This is a genomic window from Raoultibacter phocaeensis (assembly GCF_901411515.1).
Taxonomy (GTDB): Bacteria; Actinomycetota; Coriobacteriia; order Coriobacteriales; family Eggerthellaceae; genus Raoultibacter; species Raoultibacter phocaeensis.
Map to the genome: position 1 here is coordinate 611,730 of NZ_CABDUX010000002.1, position 22,128 is coordinate 633,857.

Consider the following 22,128-nt stretch of genomic DNA (forward strand, 5'->3'; position numbering starts at 1 on the left):
CTTTCCGGCCTTCTATTTCGGGGCTTGCGATTGCTACCATGCATCGACGATATGGATCAGCTCCTGCTGGGAGTTTATCGTGAGCTTCTGGTAAATATGCTGGATGTGAGTTCTCGTGGTCGGCCGTGCGATGCTCAATTCCGCAGAGATGAAGTCGGCGTGATAGCCCTTTGCAAGCAGCACGAGCACTTCGGCTTCGCGCGGCGTGAGGCCGTACGCTTGCGCGATGGCGTCGCAGCGGTCGCGGAAACGTCGGGTGGGTACTTCGCCTTGTTCCGGATTTTGCTGCGGCGACATATGCTGCTCGTCGGTGTTGTTGTAGGTGCAGAACTCCAGGAAAGCAAACGCCACGCATATCAAGGCGACAAGCGCCGCGATAATTATAGTGAAGACCTCAGTGTTGGAGCTGACGGCGATTTCGCAGACGATGGCTCCTATGAAAAGCCCGAACCAACCCGGCAGTTTCTCTTTCGAGAAGACCTCTATCGGTCCGCGATGCTTCGAGGATGATTTCCGTGCGGTAGTGTACCAACTGATTGTTGCGGTGAAAATCGAGGTAGCTATGATGGGGATACTGCACAGTATGTAGCTTACGATTCCACCGAGTGGAAGGAACAGCAGCGGGGCGGCGACGGGGACGAACCCTATGCGGCGGATATCGGCGCCTCTGCTCAGCGCTCCCGCCAAAATCGCTACCAACGCTATGCTGCATCCGATTATTCCCCCGACCGCCCCATAGCTGACCGACATCGTCCCGATCGACTGGAGGAGGATAATCGCAAAACCGAAGTTGATGCCGCAGGTTGTCGAGTAGACGATGCGGGAGAAGGCCTTGAGGGAAATTCGCGTTGACTCGGGCGATGCGTCCTCGCTTTTTGCGAGATTTCCTGCCGGTATGCTTTCCGGCGTTCGATCGCGCGCGTGTTCGATGGGTTTCGGCGCGAAGAGCAGAAACGCCAACATGCCCGTCGTTACGGCAGCGCTTGTAAAGCCCAAAAACAGCGAAGATGCTGTGTTGTCGAACGGCACGGTCAGCGAGTATAGGAAGAACATAGAAAAACCGACTACATAGCCGACGGCAACGATGACGGCGGTCCACGAATCGAAGTTCTCGCTAAAGCACAGCGCCCAAGCAAACATGAGGAAGGCCAGACTAAAGCCATGCGCGCTCCATACGATGATGCCTATCCACAGGGGCGGAACCGTTACGTGGGGAAGAACCGATGAGAACAGCACCGCTACAAGGGCGGCACCGCCCCCAGCGCCGAGGACGAAAACTGGACGGTTTTCAAAGCGACCATACAGCCTCGTTGCGGCGAAAAAGCTCGCTGCAAGAACGAAGAACCCGCACACTCTCATGAACCAAAGCGACTCAGGGGGGAAGTAAGGTGCTGCAAACGGAAGAGCACCGAAGATGCCCAGCAATTCCCAGAATATATAGCACGAAAAGCCGAGAAGGGCTAAAAGAGAAGGCGCACTGAGAGCCGATTTGGGTTCGCGGCCGTTTCTTTTTTCCGATGACCGAGTGAGAAAACGTATCATGGTTGCCTTTCGATCTTGAACGGGAAGCCAGCGGCGCGCAGAGTGCTTTTTCATTTTATCGGAACACTTCCTCGTTGAGCATCATCTCGGGGAGATGATGCTCTCAGATACGGTTTCGCGCGCGTTGCAACCTCCTTGTTTTTCCTGCAGAAAACAAAGCAAATCACCGTCCTTCATGAACGGTTTGATCAGGCGATTCATCATGTGGTGATGAGATGGCAAGCCGATAAGAATCACGGTGGCACGATGCGTTTTTCCCGTTTCGTTTCCATACTGCGTGTCATACGCCTCGGTGTGCGATACGCGTGGGGCGTCGATGACGAAAGGAGGACGTATGTGTTTTAGGCCACCAAGCGTCGATGAGGGGGGAGAGTCGGTGTGCTCTTCGTGCGGTGCGAACAACCCACCGGGAAGCGAGGTGTGCACCTCGTGCGGAAAGCCTCTGCTGAAGGTGCCCGCAGCAGCTATGGGCCGCGCCGGCGCACCGCCTGTTCCCGGAGCGTCGGGGACGCCCAAAGCACCTGGTGCACCGAAGCCGCCAACGGTGCCTCGGGCACCGAAGGCTTAAGTTCGAAACGAAAGTTGCAACGTGAGGAGGATGAAGTGAGCAACGAGGAGAAGAAGGATACATGCGCAGGGGTCCAGCAAGCCCCGAGCAAGGAGGCCAAAGCGAAAAAGAAGCCTGCGCCGCCAGCGCCGCCGAAGAAGCCGGTAGCGCCGAGTGAAAGCGCCATCAAGGATAAAGACGCCATGCCCGATCTCGATGCATTCAACTTCATGAAGTGGTAGGAGACGAAGGGAACACTATGGGAACTGCTACAGGAAAGACAATCATAAAGGGTATGGGCTTTTGCGCTTCCGCCATCGGTGCGAACGTGTGCAACGTCGACGTTGCCGAGGATGAGGGCAAGATCCTTCGCATTCGACCCTTTCATTTCGACGAAGCGTACGATGCCGATCATTTCAACGCCTGGAAGATAGAGGCGCGCGGTCATACGTTCGAGCCAGGGTACAAAATGGTTTCCGGGCCCTTGTCCTACGGATACAAAAAACGCGTATACTCGAAAAATCGGATTCTTTTTCCCATGAAACGTGCGGACTGGGATCCGGCGGGCGAGCGCAATCCGCAGAACCGCGGCAAAAGCAAGTACGTGCGTATCTCGTGGGACGAGGCCACCCAGATCATCGCCGAAGAGATAAAGCGCATTCACGACGAGTACGGTCCGCTTTCGATTCTCATCCAAGGGGACGGCCATGGCGAGACGAAGTTCGTGCACGGTACTCACGGGTGCCAGACCCGCATGCTCGGGTTGGTCGGAGATTACACGCTGCAGGCGCGCCAGCCCGACAGCTGGGAGGGCTGGTACTGGGGAGCCAAGCACATATGGGGCATGGACCCGCTCGGCCAGCAGAACCTGCAGAACAACGTGATCAAGGACATCTCCGAGAACGGCGATGCGGTGCTGTTCTGGGGCTGCGATCCTGAGACCACGCCGTGGGGCTGGGGCGGCATGATGGCGAGCCGCATCTGCTTCTGGTTCACCGAGATCGGCGTGAAGCAGATCCACATCTCGCCCGACGTGAACTACACCAACGCCGTGCACGCCGACAAGTGGATCCCCGTGCTCCCCAACACCGATGCGGCGCTGCAGCTCGCAATCGCCTACGTGTGGCTATCGGAGAATACGTTCGATCGCGACTACCTCGATACCCACTCCATCGGATTCGACAATTTCGCCTACTATGTGATGGGTGGCGAAGACGGTGTTCCCAAGACTCCGAAGTGGGCCGAGAAGAAATGCGGCGTGCCCTCCTACACCATCAAGGCGCTTGCCCGCTACTGGGCCAAGCACGCCGTGTCGATCGCGCACTGCAACGGCGGCAGCTTCATTCGTTCGGCGTTCGCGCACGAACCCGCCCGCCTCGAGGTTGCGCTCCTCGGCATGCAGTCGCTCGGCAAACCCGGTGCGAACCAGTTCAAATTCATCGAATGGTCGCTGTTCGGTATGGAAAGCGTCACACCCATGCCTCCCTCGGTTGAGATTCCGAACTGCGGTCCCGCATTCCGCGGCCGCCAGTATTCGGTGCGGCCGAGCATCATTCCCAAAACGATGATTCCCGAGGCTATTACCAACCCGCCCGTGCAATGGTACGGGCACATCGCCGCGGGCTTGCCGCGCGAGGACCAGTTCGTCGGCCCGCTCACCTTCCCGCTCGAGGGCAAAGAGCGCATCCATATGATCTGGTCGGATGCGCCGTGTTGGGAAACGTGCTGGAACGGCGGCAACGAGATGCAAGAGGCGCTGCGCCACGAATCCATTGAGTTTCTGCTCATCCAGCACCCGTGGATGGAGAACGACTGTTTGTTCGCCGACATCCTTCTGCCCATCAACACGAAGCTCGAGGAAGAGGACATCGGCACCGATTCCGATAACGGGATGTGGTCGGTCGTGTACTACGAGCAGCAGGCTATCGAGCCGTTGGGCGAATCGAGATCCGACCTAGAAGCCGTTGAAGAAGTCGCCAAGAAACTCGAGCGGTTCGGCGGAATCTACGAGAATCTGCATGCCCGCATGATGGACGGCGGCAAGACGGTCGGAGATTTCATCCAGGCCGGCTTCGAGAACACGGGCGCATCCGAGAAGCTCACGTTCGAGGAGTTCAAAGAGAAGCAGTACTATCCGTTCCCGACGAAAGAGAGATGGGAAGAGCTTCCCGTGGGCCTAAGCCAATTCTACGAGGATCCCGAGAACCATCCGCTCACGACGCCGTCGGGCAAGCTCGAGTACTATTCGACGGCTCTTGCCGACATCTTTCCCGATGACGAGATTCGCGGACCCATTCCGCGGTGGATCGAGGAGGGCGACGGGCACGAGGAGCGCATCGATTCGAAGCGGGCGGTCGACTATCCGTTCCTTATCGTTTCGAACCATCCGCGGTGGCGCGTCCATGCGAACTGCGACGACATCACGTGGTTGCGCGAAATCCAGACATGCAAGGTCGTCGGGCCCGACGGCTACGCGTACGAGCCTGTGTGGGTGAACCCGGTCGATGCTGGCAAGCTCGGCCTTAAAACTGGCGATGTGGCGAAAATCTACAACGAGCGCGGCGGCGTGCTCGGCGGCGTCATCGTGTCGGAGCGCATTATGCCCGGCGCGGTCTACCAGGACCACGGTGCACGCGTCGACACCATTGTTTCGGGGGTCGGTGGGCTCGACCGTGGCGGAGCGAACAACTTGATCGCTCCTTCGGCAACCACGTCGAAGAATGCACACGGCGAGGTTACGAGCGGCTTTCTCGTCAACATCGAAAAAGTCGATGTCTTCGGGCTCGCCGAACAGTATCCCGAGGCGTTCGGGCGCTCCTATGATCCGGCATCCGGTGTCGTGGTGGACGAGTATATCGTGGAAGGGAAGTAGCATGGGCAAGATATTCGTAATCGATCCGGCGAAGTGCAACGGTTGCCGAAACTGCCAGATCGCCTGCAAGGACGAACACTGCGACAACGATTGGTCTCCCATCGCGTTGCCCCAGCCCGACACCGGTCATTTTTGGATCGGCGTCAACGAGACGGTGCGCGGCAGCGTTCCGAAGGTCAAAGTGTCCTATGTCGTAGAGCTTTGCCAGCATTGCGGCGATGCTCCGTGTATGAAGGCCGCTCCCGAAGCGGTGTACCGGCGCGACGACGGGCTTGTGATCGTCGATCCGAGCAAGTCCAAGGGAAAGCGCGAACTGGTAGATTCCTGCCCATACGGGGCGATTTTCTGGAACGAAGAACTCGACGTGCCGCAGAAGTGCACGGGGTGCGCGCATCTGCTCGATGAAGGATGGGCGGTGCCTCGGTGTGTCGATGCGTGCCCGCACGATGCCATCCGCTTCGGCGACGAAAAGGAATTCGCCGAAGAGCTCGGTTCTGCGGAGTTCATTGCGCCCGACCGTGCGGATGCCGACAAGCCCCACGTCTACTATCTGAATCTGCCTAAGCGCTTTGTTGCCGGTGTCGTCGTCGATCTGGAATCGGACGAGGTGGTAGTAGGCGCCCAGGTCACTCTTGAGAACGCCGAAACGTCCGAGTTGCTTCAGGCCGAGACCGATGAGTTCGGAGATTTCTGGTTTAATCAAGTGGGTGCTGCTCCATACAATGTATATGTCGAGGCCGAGGGGTACATGACGCGCATGGTGAAGGCGGATGCAACGGCCGAGGATTGCAACGTCGGACCGATCGACGTATTCGCAACTGCTGAGTAATGCTGAGCGGGGCCTCTTTGCATGAGGGGCTCCGCTTGGATTCTTCAACTCGAATTGTTAGGGGATCATATGATAAACGTATCATCGAAAAAGCAAATCGTCGGCTTGGTCATAGCGGCGATTCTTGTAGTCGGCGGCCTGTTCCTGCCGGGATCGGGGGATCTGACCCACGAGGGAATTTTGGGACTCGCTATACTGCTTGCGACGGTGGCTCTTTGGATCTGCGAGTCGATACCGATGGGGGTTGCGGGACTCTTGGCGCTCGTCGTAGCGCCGATCGTCGGCATTGCGGAGATCAACACGGTCTTTTCGGGTTTCGGTACGACAACCGTCATCTTCGCCATCGCGGTGTTCGGACTCACGGCAATCGTCATGAAGTCGAACCTCGCGATTCGGCTGACCGCTACTATGACAAAGTGGTCGGGAGCCAATTCGAACAAGCTCGTACTTGCCTTCATGTGCGTTTCCTGGCTGCTCTCGACGGTTATGAACGACTCCGCCGTTCTAGTGCTCGTCATCGGCCTGTCCATGATCGTTCTCAACAACGCGGGGCACGTAATCGGCACGTCGCGTTTAGCGAAAGCGCTCTATATCGGCATTGCACTCTGCGCGTTCATCGGCGGAGGCGCGACCCCTGCCGGCTCTTCGATCAACGTGCTCGTCATCGGCATGCTCGAGCAGACGATGGGGCAGACGATCAGCTTCGTCGATTGGATGGTCGCCTGCTTGCCGGTTTGCCTTCTGATGGTTCCGATCACGTGGTTTGCCGTCATCAAGATTCTCAAGCCCGAGCCCATCGAGCCGAAGGATCTCGTCGATCTGCAAAACCGCGCAAAGGCGCTCGGGCCTCTGGCGGCGGAGGAGAAGAAGACGCTTTTCTTCCTCATCGCCATGCCGGTGCTTTGGATTGCCGGTTCGTGGATTCCCGCTCTCAACGTTACGACGGTGACCGTGCTCGGTCTCGCTGCGATGTTCCTTCCCGGCGTCAAGCTGCTGACGTTCGAGGAATTCCAGCGCGAGGTTCCGTGGACGATCGTCATCATGATCGGCGCAGTGCTGTGTCTCGGCGGCATCGTTAACGCCACCGGTGGCGTCGCATACCTAGCGAACATGTTCTTGTCGACGGGTGTGACGGAGCTCGGCGGGTTCTTCTCGTTGCTGCTCATCATGCTGGCCGTGTACGCATTTCACACGCTCGTTCCGATCGGACCTGCGTTTATCACGCTGCTCGTGCCTCCCTTGATGGCGTTTTGCGTTTCGGTTGGCATGTCGCCTGCCGTGCCGGGCATGATGCTCGCGATCCTGCTTTCGGGCAACTTCCTCCTTCCTTTCAACCCGGGTATGGCACTTGCTTACCGCGATAACTGTTGGACGGCAAGCGAGTTGTTCAAGACGGGCATCATTCCGGCGATCATTTTCGTCGTGCTGCTGAGCGCTTGGACGCCCTTCGCTTCGGGTCTTATGGGCATCGCCATGTAATATATTACTAAGAAACAGTCGCTTACAGGCCTTCCGGCCGATCGAGTCGGAAGGCCTTGGGGATAGGGGGAGTTATGGTTCGTGTTAACAAGAAGTACGTCGGCATCCCTCTTGCGCTTGTCATCTTGCTCGTCGGATGGTTCCTGCCCCCGATCGAGGGGCTTACCCATGAGGGAATAGTCGGGCTCGCTATACTGTTCGCAGCCGTTGCGCTCTGGATTTGCGAGACGCTGCCAATGGGCGTGACCGGTCTTCTCGCCCTCGTATGCGCGCCTTTGCTCGGCATTGCGGAAATCAACACGGTCTTCTCGGGTTTCGGCACGACGACCGTCATCTTTGCCATGGCCGTTTTTTCGCTGACGGCTATCGTGATGAAATCCGATCTTGCCATTCGTCTGACGGGGTTTCTCGTGCGGATAGCGGGAAGGGATTCCCGCAAGCTCGTGTTGGCGTTCATGGCTGCGGGCGGCTTGCTTTCAGCCGTGATGAACGATTCGGCAACGCTCGTGCTGTTTTTGGGGTTCGCCGACACGGTGCTTGAGAATGCAGGGCACGTAAAGGGGAAATCGAACCTTGCAAAGTGTTTGTACCTCGGTAGTGCGTTCGCAATATTTATGGGAGGTATGGCCACGCCCGCAGGCGCTTCCATCAATGTGCTTGCACTCGGGTTGGTGGAGCAGGCAACGGGGCAGACCATCCCGTTTCTGTCGTGGATGCTCGCAGCCGCACCCGTTGCCATCGTAATGATCCCGATCATCTGGATCGTGCTGACGCGGGTGTTCAAACCCGAGCCCATCGACGAGGAGAGCTTGCGCGTGCTTACAGCTAAGGCCGCCTCGCTCGGGTCGCTGACGCTCGAAGAAAAGAAGACGCTGGTGTTTCTTCTGGGCGTTCCGGTGCTTTGGATCATCGGCTCGTGGGTACCGGCGCTCAACGTGACGACGGTTTCGGTTGTGGCGCTTGCGCTCATGTGCGCGCCTGGCGTGAAGCTGCTCACCTTCGACGAGTTCCAACGCGAGGTTCCGTGGACGATCGTCATCATGATCGGTGCCGTGATCTCGCTCGGCGGCATCGTCGGTTCGACGGGCGGCGTGGCGTTTCTGGCGAATCTGTTCCTGAACAGCGGCGTCATGGAGTTGGGCATGTTCCTCACGTTCTGGCTCATCGTGGCGGCTGTCTACTTCACTCACTCGTTCGTACCGGTCGGTCCTGCGTTCGCCACCATCCTCATTCCGCCGCTCATGACGTACTGCATGTCGGCTGGATATTCTCCTGCGATACCGGCCATTCTGCTTGCCGCTATTTTGTCGGGCAATCTGCTGCTTCCCATCAATCCCGGGTTGGCGCTCTCGTATCGCGACAACGTCTATACGTTCGGCGATGCGTTCAAATCGGGTATCGTTCCAGTCTTGTGCCTGATAACGCTTCTGGCTGCGTGGGTGCCGTTCATGGTGGGGGTTTTGGGAGTGCCAAACTAGCGTCCACGTGTGTTCTGCAAGCAAAGAACCCCCGACTTGCGGGGGTTCTTTAAATTTTTGGTAGTCCCGACCGGATTCGAACCGGCGACCTCCGCCTTGAGAGGGCGGCGTCCTGAACCGCTAGACGACGGGACCATTGTGGCGCATCGTGGTAGTTTATCGGGAGCGGCAAGGTTCGTCAAGCACTTATTTTCGAGCCTTGCAGCAGCCGTGTACCGCTCTGCAAAAACTGGCTGGGGTGGAAGGAGTCGAACCCTCACATACGGTACCAGAAACCGCTGTCCTGCCATTAGACGACACCCCAGCTTCTTTGCGCTGAACTCGGAACCATCGGTTTCCGGGAGCAAACGCGAGTGAATATATTACGGTGATGTACGCACTTCGTCAAGCCCGTTTTGATAAATTACCGAAAACGCGATGGAACGCTTGGGTACTTGGTGGTGAGAGGCCGTTGGCGCACTCGTTGCTGCTCTCGGAAGCTGGCGCGTGGCGCTGCTCGACCCGTCACGCCGCTTGGCGTTCATCGCCCGTGCTATATAACATTGTCGCCCGAGCTGCGAAATGGTGCGCACGGACAGCCTGTGTGGCATTCGGTAAGGTCGCGCATGCTGTCCGTGCGACGGGTGGCCGCTCGCGCTGCCTTCGGGGTTGGGGCTACGCGTGGCTCGAGCCCTGCGGCCTTACAGCCCGTCGCGGAATGCGGCGGGTACATGCATGGCGTCGCAGAAGGGCTTGTTGCGGGATTGGCCGCAGCGGCAGAGCGTATAGCGGTTGCGCAGCTCGTAGCGCGTGCCGTCCGCGGATTCGAGCGGGATGCCGCCTTTCACGTACAAGCCCGCGCTCACGCCCTTCTCGGGGTCTTCGAGCAGTGATATCTCGGGGTCGAGGTCGGGTTCGATGAGCGTGCCGTCGTCGACGCGGCGGTGCACGAGCCTGCCTGCCGGGCAGTCGGTCGATTCCTGGACGGCTTCGGCCATCAGGCGGGGATCGTCGGATGCTTCGGTGAGCGACCACACGTCGCCGTCTTCGCGATGGCAGAAGCGGGCGAACGCGCAGCGGTTATCGTCGAGAAGTTCGACGCCGCCGCCGGGATAGAGGTCGGCGCGGTCGAGGAAATCCTCGCGCGATGCGGTTTCGGTTCCCTTGAAATGCGCCTCGATGTGCGATCCGTCGCAGAACGGATGGTTTTTCGAATGGCCACACCGGCAGAGCGCGTACGTTTCCTCGGTTTCAAAGATGCGATCAAGCTTGTATTCGCGGTGGCCTCCGACGAGCGTGATGATCTCACGTTTGAGCGGCACGTTTCCCGTGACGAGGTAAGGTCCGTCTTCCGCGATCGTGATCAGCATGTTTTCGGCCGTGGGCTTGGGTGCGTTCTCGTTTCGCGTGCTGGCTGATTCCATGGATGTCCTCGCTTTCTCGTGCTAATGTAAGGCTTCGCACCAGTATATGGGTAAGGTCATCAGGAAAACGAGCTTCGGAGGCATCGTTGCCGAACGGTTGCGTCCTCGTCACCGCATACGGACGAACGCAGTAAGCGCCGCTCGTTCGTTGGGCACGCGCTCGTCGATCACCGCTTCGAGCGCCTCTTCGAGCAGCCGTCCTACTTCGGGGCCGGGTGCGATGCCGAGCGCGATGACGTCGCCTCCCTTGATGGCGAGGTCTTTGAGGGAGAACGCTTCTTCAGCCTCGAGGATCGCATCGAGCGCGCGGTCGAGCTCATCGGCAAGCGCTACGCGGTTGTGGCAGTGCGGCGCCTGGGCGAGCGCGTCGCCGCGTTTGAGGTCGCACAGGGCTCGGAACAGGTCGACCCTGCCGCCGAGACGCCGGAGTGCGCGCTTCACCGCTTTCGGCGTTGGCTCGATATCATCGTCGTGCCGCGTTACAAGCTCGATTATGTCGGAAGAGAGCGCCGAGGGCATGCCGAGCCGCTTCATGACGGGCTCTGCGAGCTCGACGCTTACCGTCGCATGACCGTAGAAATGCCCGATGCCCGCATCGTCGGTGAAGAAGGTGCGCGGTTTTCCCATGTCGTGGAACAGCGCGGCCCAACGGACGAGCGGGTAGGCGGGGGTGTTCTGCATCGCGTAGGCGGTGTGTTCGAGGACGTCGTAGATGTGGTAGGGGGTCTTCTGATCGAAGCCCTTCATGGCTTTGAGCTCGCCGATGACGGATGCGAGCACGTCTGCGCAGGCCATAAGCGCATCGTAAACATGCTCGCCGCACACGAACCCCTGGAGTTCCTTAAGCGTGCGCTCCGAAGCGATTCTCGAAAGCAGCGGCGCGCACGATTCCATGGCGCGCATCGTGGCGGACTCGATGGCGAATCCCAGCTGCGAGGAGAACCTGCAGGCACGCAGGATGCGCAGCGCATCTTCGCCGAAGCGCCGGCTCGGATCGCCGACGGCGCGGATCAGGCCTGCTTCGATGTCGGGTACGCCGCCTTCGGGATCGAAAAGCCCCCGCCTCGGATGGTAGGCGACGGCGTTCATCGTGAAATCGCGCCGCTTGAGATCGGCGGCTATGTCGTTCACGAACTCCACCGTATCGGGATGGCGGGAATCGGTATAGGTGCCGTCGGCGCGGTACGTCGTGACCTCGATCGGTTCGTCCGACACGATCACGGTGATAGTGCCGTGCGCGATGCCGGTCTCATGGACGCGCAACCCCTGCGCCGCAAACGCCCTCGCAGCTTCTTGCCAGGGGGCGGATGTCGCGATGTCGATGTCGCCGCTTGCGCGCCCCATAAGCGCATCCCGCACGAATCCGCCGACGATCCACGCCTCGTACCCTGCGTTTTCGAGCGCGCCGAGGGCTTGGCGTGCGGGGGCGCGAAGGGATAGGGATGTGTGATCTCTGCACATGGATGCACTATACCATGCGCAGCGCAGGCATCTCAATGTGATCCCGGTCCCGACGGTATTCGGGGAACGATTATCAAAGTGATAATCGTTCAACCTGTCTCTTGCGAGTACCTATGATTGAACCTATCATGTATCGCCCTGAGAATGCCGATCGGAGGGATCCATGGCGGACTTCATCATGAACTCGGCTTGCAACGGGTGCAAGCCGAAGCATCTGCGAGGGCGGCGGCACTACCAGCGCACGGGGCTTTTGTCGCGCATGATGCAGAAGCGGGATGTCGGGCGATTTCTCATCGCCCCTTCGGGGTTCGGCAAAACGGCGCTCGCGTGCGCCTATGCGGAATCGATCTTCGAATTCCGCAACGTGTTTTGGCTCGATGCGCAAAGCCCGTGCTTTCTGCGCGACGTCGATCGGGGCACGCTCGCCTCGTCGCTTACGGCGCGCACCCGCACTTCGTCGCTCGTCGTCATCGAAGACGTTCCGAGGCTTACGGCCGAGCGCGCCGAATCGATGTCGGCGTGTATCGACAAACTGCTCGAACGAGGATGGGAGGTTGTGGTGAGCATGGTGCCGATGCACCGTGCGCTCGCCGACCGCCAGCCCGACGGGGTGCGCATCTGCTCGGAAGATTTCATGGTGACCGAAGACGAGCTCAGGAGTATCGCCTCCGAATCGGGGGTTCAGTTCGATTCCCGGACGCTGTTCGCCGCAGGCGGCGTCCCCGGCCTTGTGTGGGGCGGTCCGAAGGCGCCGCTTCGCATGCTGCGAGCAGCGGTTGCCGACGCGGCTCCCACCGATCTGCTGTTCGCCCTCTTCGCGATCACGTCGCTCGGATCGGGAAGCATCGAAGACGTCGAGGTGTTCACGGGCTCCCTTAAAAGCGATACCCGCGCCTTGCTCGAGAGAGGTTACCTGTTCGCGGGCCTCGACGAGCGGCGGGGGCATTTCGAATCCTACCCGTTTTCCGTCGAAGATATCGTACGGGCCTTTTCTCCGTGTTTGGGGCGTATCGCCGCCGCATCCTCGTTCGCCGATGCGAACGCGCTGGCGGCGCGCCTCGCCGATGCGCTCATGGCGCGCGGCCAGAGCGAACGCGCCTGCTTGCTCGTGGACGGATGCTGCAATGCCGATAAGCGGATATCGTGGCTTTCATCGCGTTCGGCCGAGCTTACCGAAGCGGGGTGCCTGCTCGCCGCGCATCGCTTGTTCGAGAGCAAAGCCCTCAGGTTGAATGCGCAGACAGCGCAGGCGTTCGTGCAGGAGGCGTGGCGTCTTGCTGCCCTCGATGATATCCGAGCGGCCCTTGCGCTGTGCGAGAGAGTGATCGGCTGTGCGGGTGCGCCCGATGTCGAGCGAGGGCAGGCTGTTTTGCTTGCGGCCCGCTTCGCCGAAGCCGAGGTACGCGCGCACGCCTTGGCAGCACTCAAAGGGGTTTCCTCTGCGGGCGGTCGGAAACCCGAATCGCGCTCAGAGGCCATCAGGGGCGCCCTGAACTCCGAACGGCAACGATGGAGGGCGCTCGCATGGGCGCATCTCTGGCTATGCGAAGATGCCCGGGCGGTATTCGACCTGTGTGCGCTTGTCGCGGAGCGCGGGCTTGCGGGTGCCGTCGAGACGACCCTGCTGCTCTGGTCGGTACAGGCGCTTGTTGGCGCCGGCCCGTGTGCGTGCGGCTCATTAACGGAAGCAGAGGCTTCGCGCGTACTCGGTATCGTGGGCGACTACCTGCGCATGTGCGAGCAAGGGAGTGTGTGCGGTCTCGCGGAGGCTCTTCTGCTCGATGCATGGGACCAGGCGAAGGCGCTCGGCCGAAGCGAAGAGCCGTATCCGCGTCTCGCTGTGCTGCGCGCGTCTGCCCAAGCGGTACAGTTGTGGTTGTTCTCGCAGAGAAGCGCATTCGAGCGAACGAAGCATACAGCGGTGCCCGCGCCGAAAAGCGCAGCGCGCGGCACCGTATCCGCAAAGACGGTGTCCGCCTTCGGTATGGACCGGAGCATCCGGGACGCGGACGCTGCGGCGAGAAGCGCTGTACCCGAGCTCTCCATCCGCCTGTTCGGCGGCCTCGAGGCTTCGATCGGGGGCGCCGAGGTTGATCCGTCGCTCTTCCGAAGGCAGAAAGTCAAGACCCTTCTGGCACTGCTTACGCTCAACCAGGGAAAAGAGCTTCTGCGTGAACGGCTCTCGGAAATTCTGTGGCCTATGAGCTCGCCTGCTACCGCCAAACGCAACTTTTACAGCACCTGGTCGTTTTTGCGCAAAGCGCTTTCCCTTCCCGGAGGCGAGTGCCCTTACCTCATTCGCCTGCAGCACAGCTGCAAGCTCGATGCCCGTTTGGTTGCAAGCGACGTGGCCGAGTTCGACCTGCTGTGCAACAGGCTTCTGTTCGATCCGCCCGATGTGGAGGCCTGGTCGGGCATTTACAGCCGGCTCGACGAGCTGTACCGGGGCGATCTGCTTCCGTGCGAAGGGCGAAACGAATTCATCGTGCGGCAGCGCGAAGAGTACCGCGCGCGATTGATCGACGCCCTTGTGGCGGCATCGATGCGGCTGTTCGAGCAAGGCGGGCTCCAGGCGGCGCTGTGGTTCGCACATGCGGCGGTGCGCAAGGACGCGACGAGGGAAGACGCCTACATTGCACTCATGCAGGCCCAGATTGCAATGGGGCAGAGAACGGCCGCTCTCGACACGTACTTCAAATGCAAGCGCTACCTGTCAACCGAGCTCGGCATCGATCCCTCGAAGCGCGCGCTGCTTTTGTACGGGTCGATCATCGAAGAGGAGCCGAGTCTCAAATCGTTCGTTCCCAAAGGATGAGCCTTCGCACGCCTGCTCAAGCGCTTCGCGCAAACGTTTCAAATCGCTTTACGCGGTATGGATTTCCTTTGACGTTATACGAGGTGTGATAGAGTAGATCGACAGGCTTATACGCCCTTGAAACATGAGAGAAAGACGGCTCGTACATGGCAGGTTTTTTATCGAAACTCCTCACGCTTGGCGAAGGGAAGCAGCTTAAGCGTTACGAAGATACGGTTCAGAAGATCAACGGCTTGGAAGCGGGGATGCAGGAGCTCTCGGATGCTGAGCTCACGGCACTCACCGCTGCGTTTATGGAGCGGCAGGAAAACGGCGAAGCGCTCGAATCGCTTCTGCCCGAGGCGTTCGCCGCAGTGCGCGAGGCGGGTGTCCGAACGCTTGGCATGCGCCACTTCGACGTGCAGCTCATCGGCGGCATGGCGTTGAACGACGGGCAGATCGCCGAGATGAAAACCGGCGAAGGCAAGACGCTCGTATCCACGCTCGCCGGCTATTTGAACGCGCTTACCGGCAACAACGTGCACATCGTCACGGTGAACGACTACCTGGCCAAGCGCGACAGCGAATGGATGGGCCGCATCTACAAGTTCCTCGGGATGGACGTGGGCCTCATCCAAAACGGCATGAAGCCCGATCAGAAAATCCCCGCCTACCAAGCGGCTGTCACATACGGCACGAACTCGGAGTTCGGCTTCGACTACCTGCGCGACAACATGGTCACGAAAGCCGGCAACCGCGTGCAGCGCGGCCATAACTTCGCCATCGTCGACGAGGTCGACTCGATCCTCATCGATGAGGCCCGAACCCCGCTTATCATCTCCGGCGCGGGAACGCAGGCGGCCGAGACCTACAACAAGTTCGCCCGCATCATGCCCGGGCTTGCGCGCGATGTCGATTTCGACATGGACGAGGCGAAGAAGACGATCAACGCCACCGAGAGCGGGCTTGAGAAGATCGAAGCCATGCTCGGCATCGAGGATATCTACGCCGACCCGTCGGGCCAGCTCGCAAACCACCTGCAGCAGGCCTTGAAGGCGCAGTTCCTCTTCCACCGCGACGTCGATTACGTCGTCATCGACGGCGAAGTGAAGATCGTCGACGAGTTCACGGGCCGTATCATGGAGGGCCGCCGCTATTCGGAAGGCCTCCATCAGGCGCTTGAGGCGAAAGAGCACGTGCTTGTGCGCGAAGAAAACCAGACGCTTGCCACCATCACTCTGCAGAACTACTTCCGCCTCTACGAAAAGCTCGCCGGCATGACCGGTACGGCCATGACCGAAGATGCCGAGTTCCGCCAGATCTACAACCTGCCCGTCATGGCCATCCCGCCGAACAAACCGGTAATCCGCAAAGACGAAGACGATCTCATCTACCGCAACATCGACGCGAAGTTCAACGCAGTCGCCGACGATGTAGCCGCCCGCAACGCTGCGGGGCAGCCGTGCCTCATCGGCACTGTGTCGATCGAGAGTTCCGAGAAGCTTTCGCGCCTGCTCGACAAGCGCGGCATCAAGCACGAGACACTGAACGCGAAGAACCACGAGCGCGAGGCGCACATCATCGCCCAAGCGGGCCGCGTGGGCGCTGTCACCATCGCCACGAACATGGCGGGCCGCGGTACCGACATTCTCTTGGGAGGAAACCCCGAGGTTATGGCCGAGGATGTGCTGCGCGAGCGCGGGTACGATCCCGAGCTGCCGGAAGGCGCCGAGGTTGAAGAGGGCAAAGCGCCCGCACCGTCGGCCGAAGAGCGCGAAAGCGCGCTTGCCGAGGCGAAAGCCGTCACCGAGGTCGAGCACGACCGCGTGCTCAAAGCGGGCGGCCTTGCCGTCATCGGCACCGAGCGCCACGAGAGCCGCCGTATCGATAACCAGCTCAGAGGCCGTTCGGGTCGTCAGGGTGATCCGGGCCTCACGCAGTTCTACCTGTCGCTCGAAGACGATCTTATGAGGCTCTTCGGCGGAAACCGTATGGATTCCATCGGTCGCATGATGGAAAAGACCGACATGCCCGAAGATACGCCGATCCAGGCCGGCATGGTGTCGAAGGCGATCGAGGGCGCTCAGCGGCAGGTCGAGAGCATGCACTTCGCTGCCCGTAAGAACGTTCTCGAATACGACGATGTCATGAACCTCCAGCGCGTCGCCATCTACGAGGAGCGCAACGCCATCCTCGACGGTAAGGACCTCACCGACCGCATTCCCGAAATCATCCGCGACGCTGCAGAGAGCGTCGTCGCCGAGAACTGCCCCGAGAAAGTGCCCTCCGACGATTGGGACGCCAAAGCGATCGAGCTTTGGGTCGCAAACATGTGCGGCCGTACCGATTTCGACGTGGCGGCCCTCGACCACGACGACGACCCCGATGCGGTGCTCGAAGGTATCGTCGACTTTTTACAGGCGGTCTATGACGAGAAGACCGAGATGCTCGGCAGCGAGGCTATGAAAAACCTCGAGGCGCAAGTGATGCTGCGCATTATCGATACGAAGTGGATGGCGCACCTCCAGGAGATGGATTACCTCAAAGCGGGCATCGGCCTGCGCGCCTTCGGCCAGCGCGATCCGCTCGTCGAGTACAAGAACGAGGCGTATTCCGCGTTCGAATCGCTCACCGTGTCGATGTACGAAGATTTCCTGCGCACGCTTCTGCGCCTGCAGATAGCCGTGAAGGAAGTGCCCGAGGAGAAAAGCCCGCTCGACGGCAAGGTGAGCTATTCGTCTCCCGAGGCGACGCTGACCGATTCGTCCACGACCACGGCCGAGCGCACGCAAGCTGCGGCTGCGCAGGCGAAGGGCATGCCCGCACCCGCGCCGAAGGCCGCCCCAACCGGTAAGGCCAAGACGGTGGAGAAGGACAAGGACGACCCGTTCGCCAATGTGGGCCGCAACGACCCGTGCCCCTGCGGCTCGGGCAAGAAGTACAAGAAGTGCCACGGAGCTTAGAGGTTCCGGTATGACTGACAGAGAGCTGAAAGATATCGAGCAGGTAGGCGTGCGCGTCGCGGATGCGAAGCGCTATCTGCATGTAGATGAGAAAAAGGCCGAACTGGCTTTGCTCGACAAGGAAATTGCGGCCCCCGGGTTCTGGGACGATGCGTCCCATGCTCAGGAAGTGTCGAAGCAGGCAAGCAATCTGCGCGATGTCATCGACGAGTACTACGAGGCCGAAACGCTTCTGGAAGACGCCCAAGCGGCGCTCGACCTTGCGGCTGAAGACGTTGCGTTTGCAGACGAAGCGGCCGACGCGCTCGACGCGCTCGACGCGCTGCTCGATCGGCTCGAGGTGTCATCGTGGTTTTCGGGCCGCTTCGATGGGGGTGATGCCATCCTTACCGTCAATCCCGGTTCGGGGGGACTCGAAGCGCAGGACTGGACCGAGATGCTCTACCGCATGTATACGCGCTACGCCGAGAAGAAGGGCTGGAAGGCGCGCGTGCTCGACCTCGTACCCGGAAACGGCATCGGGCTCGACAAGGCCACGATCCAAATCGAAGGCCGCAACGCCTACGGCATGCTCAAAAGCGAATCGGGCGTGCACCGGCTCGTGCGCATCTCGCCGACAGACGACAAGAAGCGCCGTCACACTACGTTTGCGGGCGTGGAAGTGCTTCCCGTGCTTCCCGACGACATCGAGATCGACCTGAACCCCGCAGATGTGCGGGTTGACGTGTACCGCTCGAGCGGTCCGGGCGGCCAGTGCGTGAACACGACCGACTCCGCCGTGCGCCTCACGCACGTGCCCACCGGGCTCGTCGTCACGTGCCAGAACGAGAAATCGCAGCTTCAGAACAAGGAGGCGGCGTTCAAGGTGCTGCGCGCGAAGCTCTTCGAACTCGAAGAGCGCAAGCGCGAAGAGGAGCTTGAGGCGCTCAGGGGAGAGCGTATGGAAAACTCCTTCGGCAGCCAAATTCGCAACTACGTATTGTATCCTTACCAATTGGTGAAAGACGTGCGCAGCAACATCGAGACGGGCAACGTCGACGCGGTCCTCGACGGCGAGATCGACGAGTTCGTGCTCGGATACCACAAGTGGCGCGTATCGTCTTAAGGAGCAAGAGAAGAAGGGCGGGCATGGAAAGTACCGAGATCGAGAACAAGGCGCGCGATATCCGCGAGGACATCGTGAAGATGATCGCCGAAGCGGGAAGCGGGCATCCGGGCGGATCGCTCTCCTGTGCCGATATACTGGCGGCGCTGTACTTCGGAGGCGTGCTCAAGCACGATCCGGCTCACCCCGACGATCCGGATAGAGACTACTTCATCCTCGGCAAGGGGCATGCGGCGCCTGCGCTCTATGCTACGCTCGCCGAAGCGGGGTACTTCCCGAAAGAGGAGCTCATGTCTTTGCGCAAGCTCGGCACGAGGCTTCAGGGGCATCCCGATTCCAACCTGCTCGAGGGCATCGAGGTGTCCACCGGCTCGCTCGGCCAAGGGCTCTCCATCGCCGCAGGAGCCGCAAGCGGCCTTGCACTCGACGGCCGCGACGGCCGCGTGTTCGTACTCATCGGCGACGGCGAGAGCCAGGAGGGCCAGGTGTGGGAAGCGGCAACGTTTGCCGCGCACCAAAAGCTCGGAAATCTCGTCTGCATCGTCGACGCGAACGGCCTGCAGATCGACGGCGCCTGTGACGATGTGTGCGCATCGGGCGATTTGGGCGAGAAGTTCGCCGCATTCGGTTGGGACGTGTCTCGCGTAGACGGCCACGACATCGAGGCGCTCATCGAACTCTTAGGCACCTTGAAGGCGGCGGGGGGAGCCAAACCCCATGCGGTCATCGCCACGACCGTCAAGGGCAAGGGCGTGTCGTTCATGGAGGGTCAGGCGGGCTGGCACGGCAAGGCTCCGAACGCAGAGGAACTCGCCTCTGCTCTTGCCGAACTCGAGGCGGAAGGAGCAAGCCGTGGTTAAGTTCGCATCAGCCGAAGAGGCGTCTCAGAAAAAGGCCACCCGTGCGGCCTTCGGCGAAACGCTCGCCGAGCTTGCAGCGAAGGGAGTGCCTGTCGTAGCCGTCGATGCCGACCTGTCGGGATCGACCACCACAAAGAAGTTCGCGAGCGCGGCACCGGGAAACGAAAAGCGGCTTTTCAACGTGGGCATCGCCGAGCAGAACATGATCGGCGTTGCGGCGGGCCTCGCGCTTACCGGCCACATCGCCTACACCGGTTCGTTCGCCGTGTTCGGCACGGGCCGCGCCTACGACCAGATCCGCAATACAGTTGCCTATTCCAAACTCAACGTGAAGATCGCTCCTACGCATGCGGGCATCTCGGTCGGCCCCGATGGCGGCAGTCACCAGATGCTTGAAGACATCTCGCTCATGCGCGGCCTTCCGAACATGACGGTGCTCGTGCCTGCCGACTACGCTTCCGCGCGCGCTGCCATCCGCATCGCGGCGAACACGCCCGGTCCGGTGTACGTGCGCATGGGCCGCGCTTCGGTCCCGTGCGTGTACGCGCACGACGTCGAGCTCGAAGCAGGACGCGCCTATGTGCTGCGCGAGGGATGCGATGCGACGGTTGTCGCGTGCGGCGTGGAGATCGACGAAGCCCTGAAAGCCGCCGACATGCTTGCGAACGAGGGTGTATCGGTCGAGGTTATCGATGCGTTTTCGGTGAAACCGCTCGACCGCGCCACCATCGTGGGCTCGGTGGCGAAAACCGGATGCGCCGTCGTAGCCGAAGAGCACTCGGTCGTAGGCGGGCTCGGGTCCGCTGTGGCCGAAGCGCTCGCCGAGGAACATCCTGCGCCCTGCGAATTCGTCGGCGTACGCGACACCTTCGGCAAATCGGGCGAATTCGCAGAGCTCATGGCCTATTTCTCGCTCGATGCCAGAGCCATTGTTGAAGCTGTGAAGAAGACGATGGCCCGAAAGGCGATCTGCTAGAATTACGGCGTCTCAGTATATCGACTATTCGAACGGAGCATTCTGTGACAAACGATAACTTCCAAGGGGCTCCTGCGCGCACCGGTGCGCACGCGGGGCGTCCGAGGCAGGCGGCGGCGCCCGCGCGAGGGCAGGCTGCTTCGCAGCTCTCCGCGTCGCTCCCCATGCTCGACGCCGACGACATGCCCCAGCCGATGGGCACGCCCGTCATCACGTTTGATCATGTGACCAAAGTGTATCCGGCCCAGCCCAACAAGCCCGCCCTCGACGACATCTCCCTGCAGATTTATGCGGGCGAGTTCGTGTTTCTCGTCGGGCATTCCGGTTCGGGCAAATCGACGTTCATCCGCATGCTCATCCGTGAAGTAAAGCCTACGCAGGGCCATATCTACGTAGCCGACGAGGACCTTTCGACCATGCGCAATTGGCGCGTGCCGTACCTGCGCCGCAACATCGGCTGCGTGTTCCAAGATTTCAAGCTGCTCCCGAACAAGACCGTATTCGAGAACGTCGCCTTCGCCCTCGAGGTAATCGGCAAGAGCCGCCACGTCATCAAAACGCAGGTGCCCGAGGTGCTGCGCTTGGTCGGATTGCAGGACAAGCTCAACAAGCGCCCCGATCAGCTTTCAGGCGGCGAGCAGCAGCGTGTGTCCATTGCGCGCGCCATCGTGAACCGTCCGCCGCTGCTCATTTGCGACGAGCCGACCGGCAACCTCGACCCGCAGACTTCGCGCGGCATCATGGATCTGCTCGAGCGCATCAACCGCACGGGCACGACGGTGCTCGTTGCTACGCACGACCGCGAGATGGTCGACAACATGCGCAGGCGCGTCATTGCGCTCGACAAGGGCCGTCTGACCCGCGACCAGGACAGGGGGGTGTACGGGTTCGATGTCTAGCCTTCTGTACTTTCTCAAAGAATCGCTTACCGGGTTCACCCGCAATCTATCGACGGCGCTCGGCTCCATCGTCACGATATTCTTGTCGCTTCTGATCATCGGCATCTTCCTCATCGGCGGTTTCATCGTCGAGAACGTGGTGTCGTCGGTTGAGGACAAGGTGTCCATTTCGGTGTGGATCTCAGACGATGCGTCCGATTCTGACATCACGACACTCGAGAACTACATCCAGGGTCTCGAGGGCGTCGAGAGCGTGGGCTTCACCACGAAAGATCAGGCGCTTGAGAACTTCCGCAACTCGATGACCTCGAATCCCGAGATCGTCGATCAGCTCGACGGCCAAAACCCGCTGCCAGCCTCGATCGAGGTCGAGCTCGCCGACCCGCAGATGGTCGAGACGATCGCGGGGCAGATACGCGATAACGCCACGTTCCAGAAGATCTGCGACAATCCCGCAGATCCGGCCGATTCGCTCAAGTACGGCCAGAAGAGCGTTCAGCGCCTGTTCGATCTCACGAACTACATCCGCTACATCGGCATTGCTCTTATCGCGCTTCTGATCTTCATCGCGATGGTGTTCATCAACAACACGATCCGCCTGGCCATCCTCGCGCGCCGCAAGGAGATCGCGATTATGCGGCTCGTCGGCGCTTCGAACGGGTTCATCCGCGGGCCGTTTTTGATGGAGGGCGCGCTGCACGCCATCATTGGCTCGCTTCTGGCGGTCGGCTCTCTCGAGCTCTTGCGCTCGATCGTGTTCCCGAAGATATCGACGGCGCTCGTGTGGCTGCCGCTCGATCTCGGCACCTCGACGACGTTTCTGATCTATGCGGCGCTCGTCGTCGCGGGTCTGCTCATCGGCCTCATCGGATCGGCGCTTGCCATGCGCCGCTACCTGAAGGTGTAGAAGCGATACACGG

General features: G+C 60.5%; 16 protein-coding genes and 2 tRNA genes. 13 read left to right on the plus strand and 5 right to left on the minus strand.

Features of this window, described 5'->3' with window-relative positions; translation table 11 throughout:
• Positions 1–33: 33 nt before the first annotated feature.
• The gene (locus FJE54_RS10415) at positions 34–1,359 is read right to left on the minus strand and encodes a helix-turn-helix transcriptional regulator (RefSeq protein WP_180326699.1); all 1,326 of its coding nucleotides are present in this window, start codon (positions 1,357–1,359) and stop codon (positions 34–36) included.
• A 517-nt stretch (positions 1,360–1,876) separates the two neighbouring features.
• Here FJE54_RS10415 and FJE54_RS10420 point away from each other — a divergent pair.
• The 6 genes from FJE54_RS10420 (at position 1,877) to FJE54_RS10445 (ending at position 8,747) form a co-directional block, all read left to right on the plus strand.
• Complete coding sequence (locus tag FJE54_RS10420; RefSeq protein WP_139652720.1) at positions 1,877–2,110, plus strand: zinc-ribbon domain-containing protein; 234 nt, start codon at positions 1,877–1,879, stop codon at positions 2,108–2,110.
• Between the two features lie 35 nt (positions 2,111–2,145).
• On the plus strand, positions 2,146–2,331 hold the full coding sequence (locus FJE54_RS10425) for a hypothetical protein (protein ID WP_139652721.1): 186 nt from the start codon (positions 2,146–2,148) through the stop codon (positions 2,329–2,331).
• A gap of 17 nt (positions 2,332–2,348) precedes the next feature.
• A complete protein-coding gene (locus FJE54_RS10430; protein ID WP_139652722.1) occupies positions 2,349–4,961 on the plus strand; it encodes a molybdopterin-dependent oxidoreductase in 2,613 nt (870 codons plus the stop codon).
• A 1-nt stretch (position 4,962) separates the two neighbouring features.
• Entirely contained in the window at positions 4,963–5,790 is an 828-nt protein-coding gene (locus tag FJE54_RS10435; RefSeq protein ID WP_139652723.1) for a 4Fe-4S dicluster domain-containing protein, read from the plus strand.
• A 69-nt stretch (positions 5,791–5,859) separates the two neighbouring features.
• Positions 5,860–7,269 carry an SLC13 family permease gene (locus FJE54_RS10440; RefSeq protein ID WP_180326700.1) on the plus strand — a complete coding sequence of 470 codons (1,410 nt, stop codon included), beginning with the start codon at positions 5,860–5,862 and terminating at the stop codon, positions 7,267–7,269.
• A 74-nt stretch (positions 7,270–7,343) separates the two neighbouring features.
• Positions 7,344–8,747 (plus strand): SLC13 family permease, encoded by a 1,404-nt coding sequence (locus FJE54_RS10445; RefSeq protein ID WP_139652725.1) that lies wholly within the window; start codon positions 7,344–7,346, stop codon positions 8,745–8,747.
• 58 nt (positions 8,748–8,805) lie between these two features.
• Here FJE54_RS10445 and FJE54_RS10450 read toward each other — a convergent pair.
• The 4 genes from FJE54_RS10450 to FJE54_RS10465 all read right to left on the minus strand — a co-directional run bounded on the left by FJE54_RS10450 (position 8,806) and on the right by FJE54_RS10465 (position 11,611).
• Positions 8,806–8,882: transfer RNA gene (locus FJE54_RS10450), tRNA-Glu, on the minus strand.
• A gap of 95 nt (positions 8,883–8,977) precedes the next feature.
• Positions 8,978–9,051: transfer RNA gene (locus tag FJE54_RS10455), tRNA-Gln, on the minus strand.
• Between the two features lie 376 nt (positions 9,052–9,427).
• Positions 9,428–10,150 (minus strand): CDGSH iron-sulfur domain-containing protein, encoded by a 723-nt coding sequence (locus FJE54_RS10460; RefSeq protein ID WP_139652726.1) that lies wholly within the window; start codon positions 10,148–10,150, stop codon positions 9,428–9,430.
• Between the two features lie 108 nt (positions 10,151–10,258).
• Positions 10,259–11,611 (minus strand): CCA tRNA nucleotidyltransferase, encoded by a 1,353-nt coding sequence (locus tag FJE54_RS10465; RefSeq protein WP_139652727.1) that lies wholly within the window; start codon positions 11,609–11,611, stop codon positions 10,259–10,261.
• Positions 11,612–11,774: 163 nt separating this feature from the next.
• Between FJE54_RS10465 and FJE54_RS10470 the strand changes: the two genes are divergently transcribed.
• The 7 genes from FJE54_RS10470 (at position 11,775) to ftsX (ending at position 22,115) form a co-directional block, all read left to right on the plus strand.
• Positions 11,775–14,426: an AfsR/SARP family transcriptional regulator gene (locus FJE54_RS10470; RefSeq protein WP_139652728.1), complete on the plus strand. Its 2,652-nt coding sequence runs from the start codon at positions 11,775–11,777 to the stop codon at positions 14,424–14,426.
• Between the two features lie 146 nt (positions 14,427–14,572).
• Positions 14,573–17,368, plus strand: a complete 2,796-nt coding sequence (gene secA, locus FJE54_RS10475) for a preprotein translocase subunit SecA (protein ID WP_139652729.1) — start codon at positions 14,573–14,575, stop codon at positions 17,366–17,368.
• Between the two features lie 10 nt (positions 17,369–17,378).
• Positions 17,379–18,473, plus strand: coding sequence for a peptide chain release factor 2 (prfB, locus tag FJE54_RS10480; RefSeq protein ID WP_139652730.1), 1,095 nt, complete (start codon positions 17,379–17,381; stop codon positions 18,471–18,473).
• Between the two features lie 23 nt (positions 18,474–18,496).
• Entirely contained in the window at positions 18,497–19,333 is an 837-nt protein-coding gene (locus FJE54_RS10485; RefSeq protein WP_139652731.1) for a transketolase, read from the plus strand.
• The gene (locus tag FJE54_RS10490; protein ID WP_139652732.1) at positions 19,326–20,309 is read left to right on the plus strand and encodes a transketolase family protein; all 984 of its coding nucleotides are present in this window, start codon (positions 19,326–19,328) and stop codon (positions 20,307–20,309) included. The genes FJE54_RS10485 and FJE54_RS10490 overlap by 8 nt, the downstream gene beginning before the upstream one ends.
• 44 nt (positions 20,310–20,353) lie before the next feature.
• Positions 20,354–21,208, plus strand: coding sequence for a cell division ATP-binding protein FtsE (ftsE, locus tag FJE54_RS10495; protein WP_255467372.1), 855 nt, complete (start codon positions 20,354–20,356; stop codon positions 21,206–21,208).
• Positions 21,201–22,115: a permease-like cell division protein FtsX gene (gene ftsX, locus FJE54_RS10500; RefSeq protein WP_139652733.1), complete on the plus strand. Its 915-nt coding sequence runs from the start codon at positions 21,201–21,203 to the stop codon at positions 22,113–22,115. The genes ftsE and ftsX overlap by 8 nt, the downstream gene beginning before the upstream one ends.
• Positions 22,116–22,128: the final 13 nt, after the last annotated feature.

What these genes read in the sequence shown, in the direction of transcription:
- FJE54_RS10415 (WP_180326699.1), bottom strand. Translation starts at nt 1,359, where the DNA reads ATGAGAGTGTGCGGGTTCTTCGTTCTTGCAGCGAGCTTTTTCGCCGCA.
- FJE54_RS10420 (WP_139652720.1), top strand. Translation starts at nt 1,877, where the DNA reads ATGTGTTTTAGGCCACCAAGCGTCGATGAGGGGGGAGAGTCGGTGTGC.
- FJE54_RS10430 (WP_139652722.1), top strand. Translation starts at nt 2,349, where the DNA reads ATGGGAACTGCTACAGGAAAGACAATCATAAAGGGTATGGGCTTTTGC.
- FJE54_RS10435 (WP_139652723.1), top strand. Translation starts at nt 4,963, where the DNA reads ATGGGCAAGATATTCGTAATCGATCCGGCGAAGTGCAACGGTTGCCGA.
- FJE54_RS10440 (WP_180326700.1), top strand. Translation starts at nt 5,860, where the DNA reads ATGATAAACGTATCATCGAAAAAGCAAATCGTCGGCTTGGTCATAGCG.
- FJE54_RS10445 (WP_139652725.1), top strand. Translation starts at nt 7,344, where the DNA reads ATGGTTCGTGTTAACAAGAAGTACGTCGGCATCCCTCTTGCGCTTGTC.
- FJE54_RS10460 (WP_139652726.1), bottom strand. Translation starts at nt 10,150, where the DNA reads ATGGAATCAGCCAGCACGCGAAACGAGAACGCACCCAAGCCCACGGCC.
- FJE54_RS10465 (WP_139652727.1), bottom strand. Translation starts at nt 11,611, where the DNA reads ATGTGCAGAGATCACACATCCCTATCCCTTCGCGCCCCCGCACGCCAA.
- FJE54_RS10470 (WP_139652728.1), top strand. Translation starts at nt 11,775, where the DNA reads ATGGCGGACTTCATCATGAACTCGGCTTGCAACGGGTGCAAGCCGAAG.
- secA (WP_139652729.1), top strand. Translation starts at nt 14,573, where the DNA reads ATGGCAGGTTTTTTATCGAAACTCCTCACGCTTGGCGAAGGGAAGCAG.
- prfB (WP_139652730.1), top strand. Translation starts at nt 17,379, where the DNA reads ATGACTGACAGAGAGCTGAAAGATATCGAGCAGGTAGGCGTGCGCGTC.
- FJE54_RS10485 (WP_139652731.1), top strand. Translation starts at nt 18,497, where the DNA reads ATGGAAAGTACCGAGATCGAGAACAAGGCGCGCGATATCCGCGAGGAC.
- ftsX (WP_139652733.1), top strand. Translation starts at nt 21,201, where the DNA reads ATGTCTAGCCTTCTGTACTTTCTCAAAGAATCGCTTACCGGGTTCACC.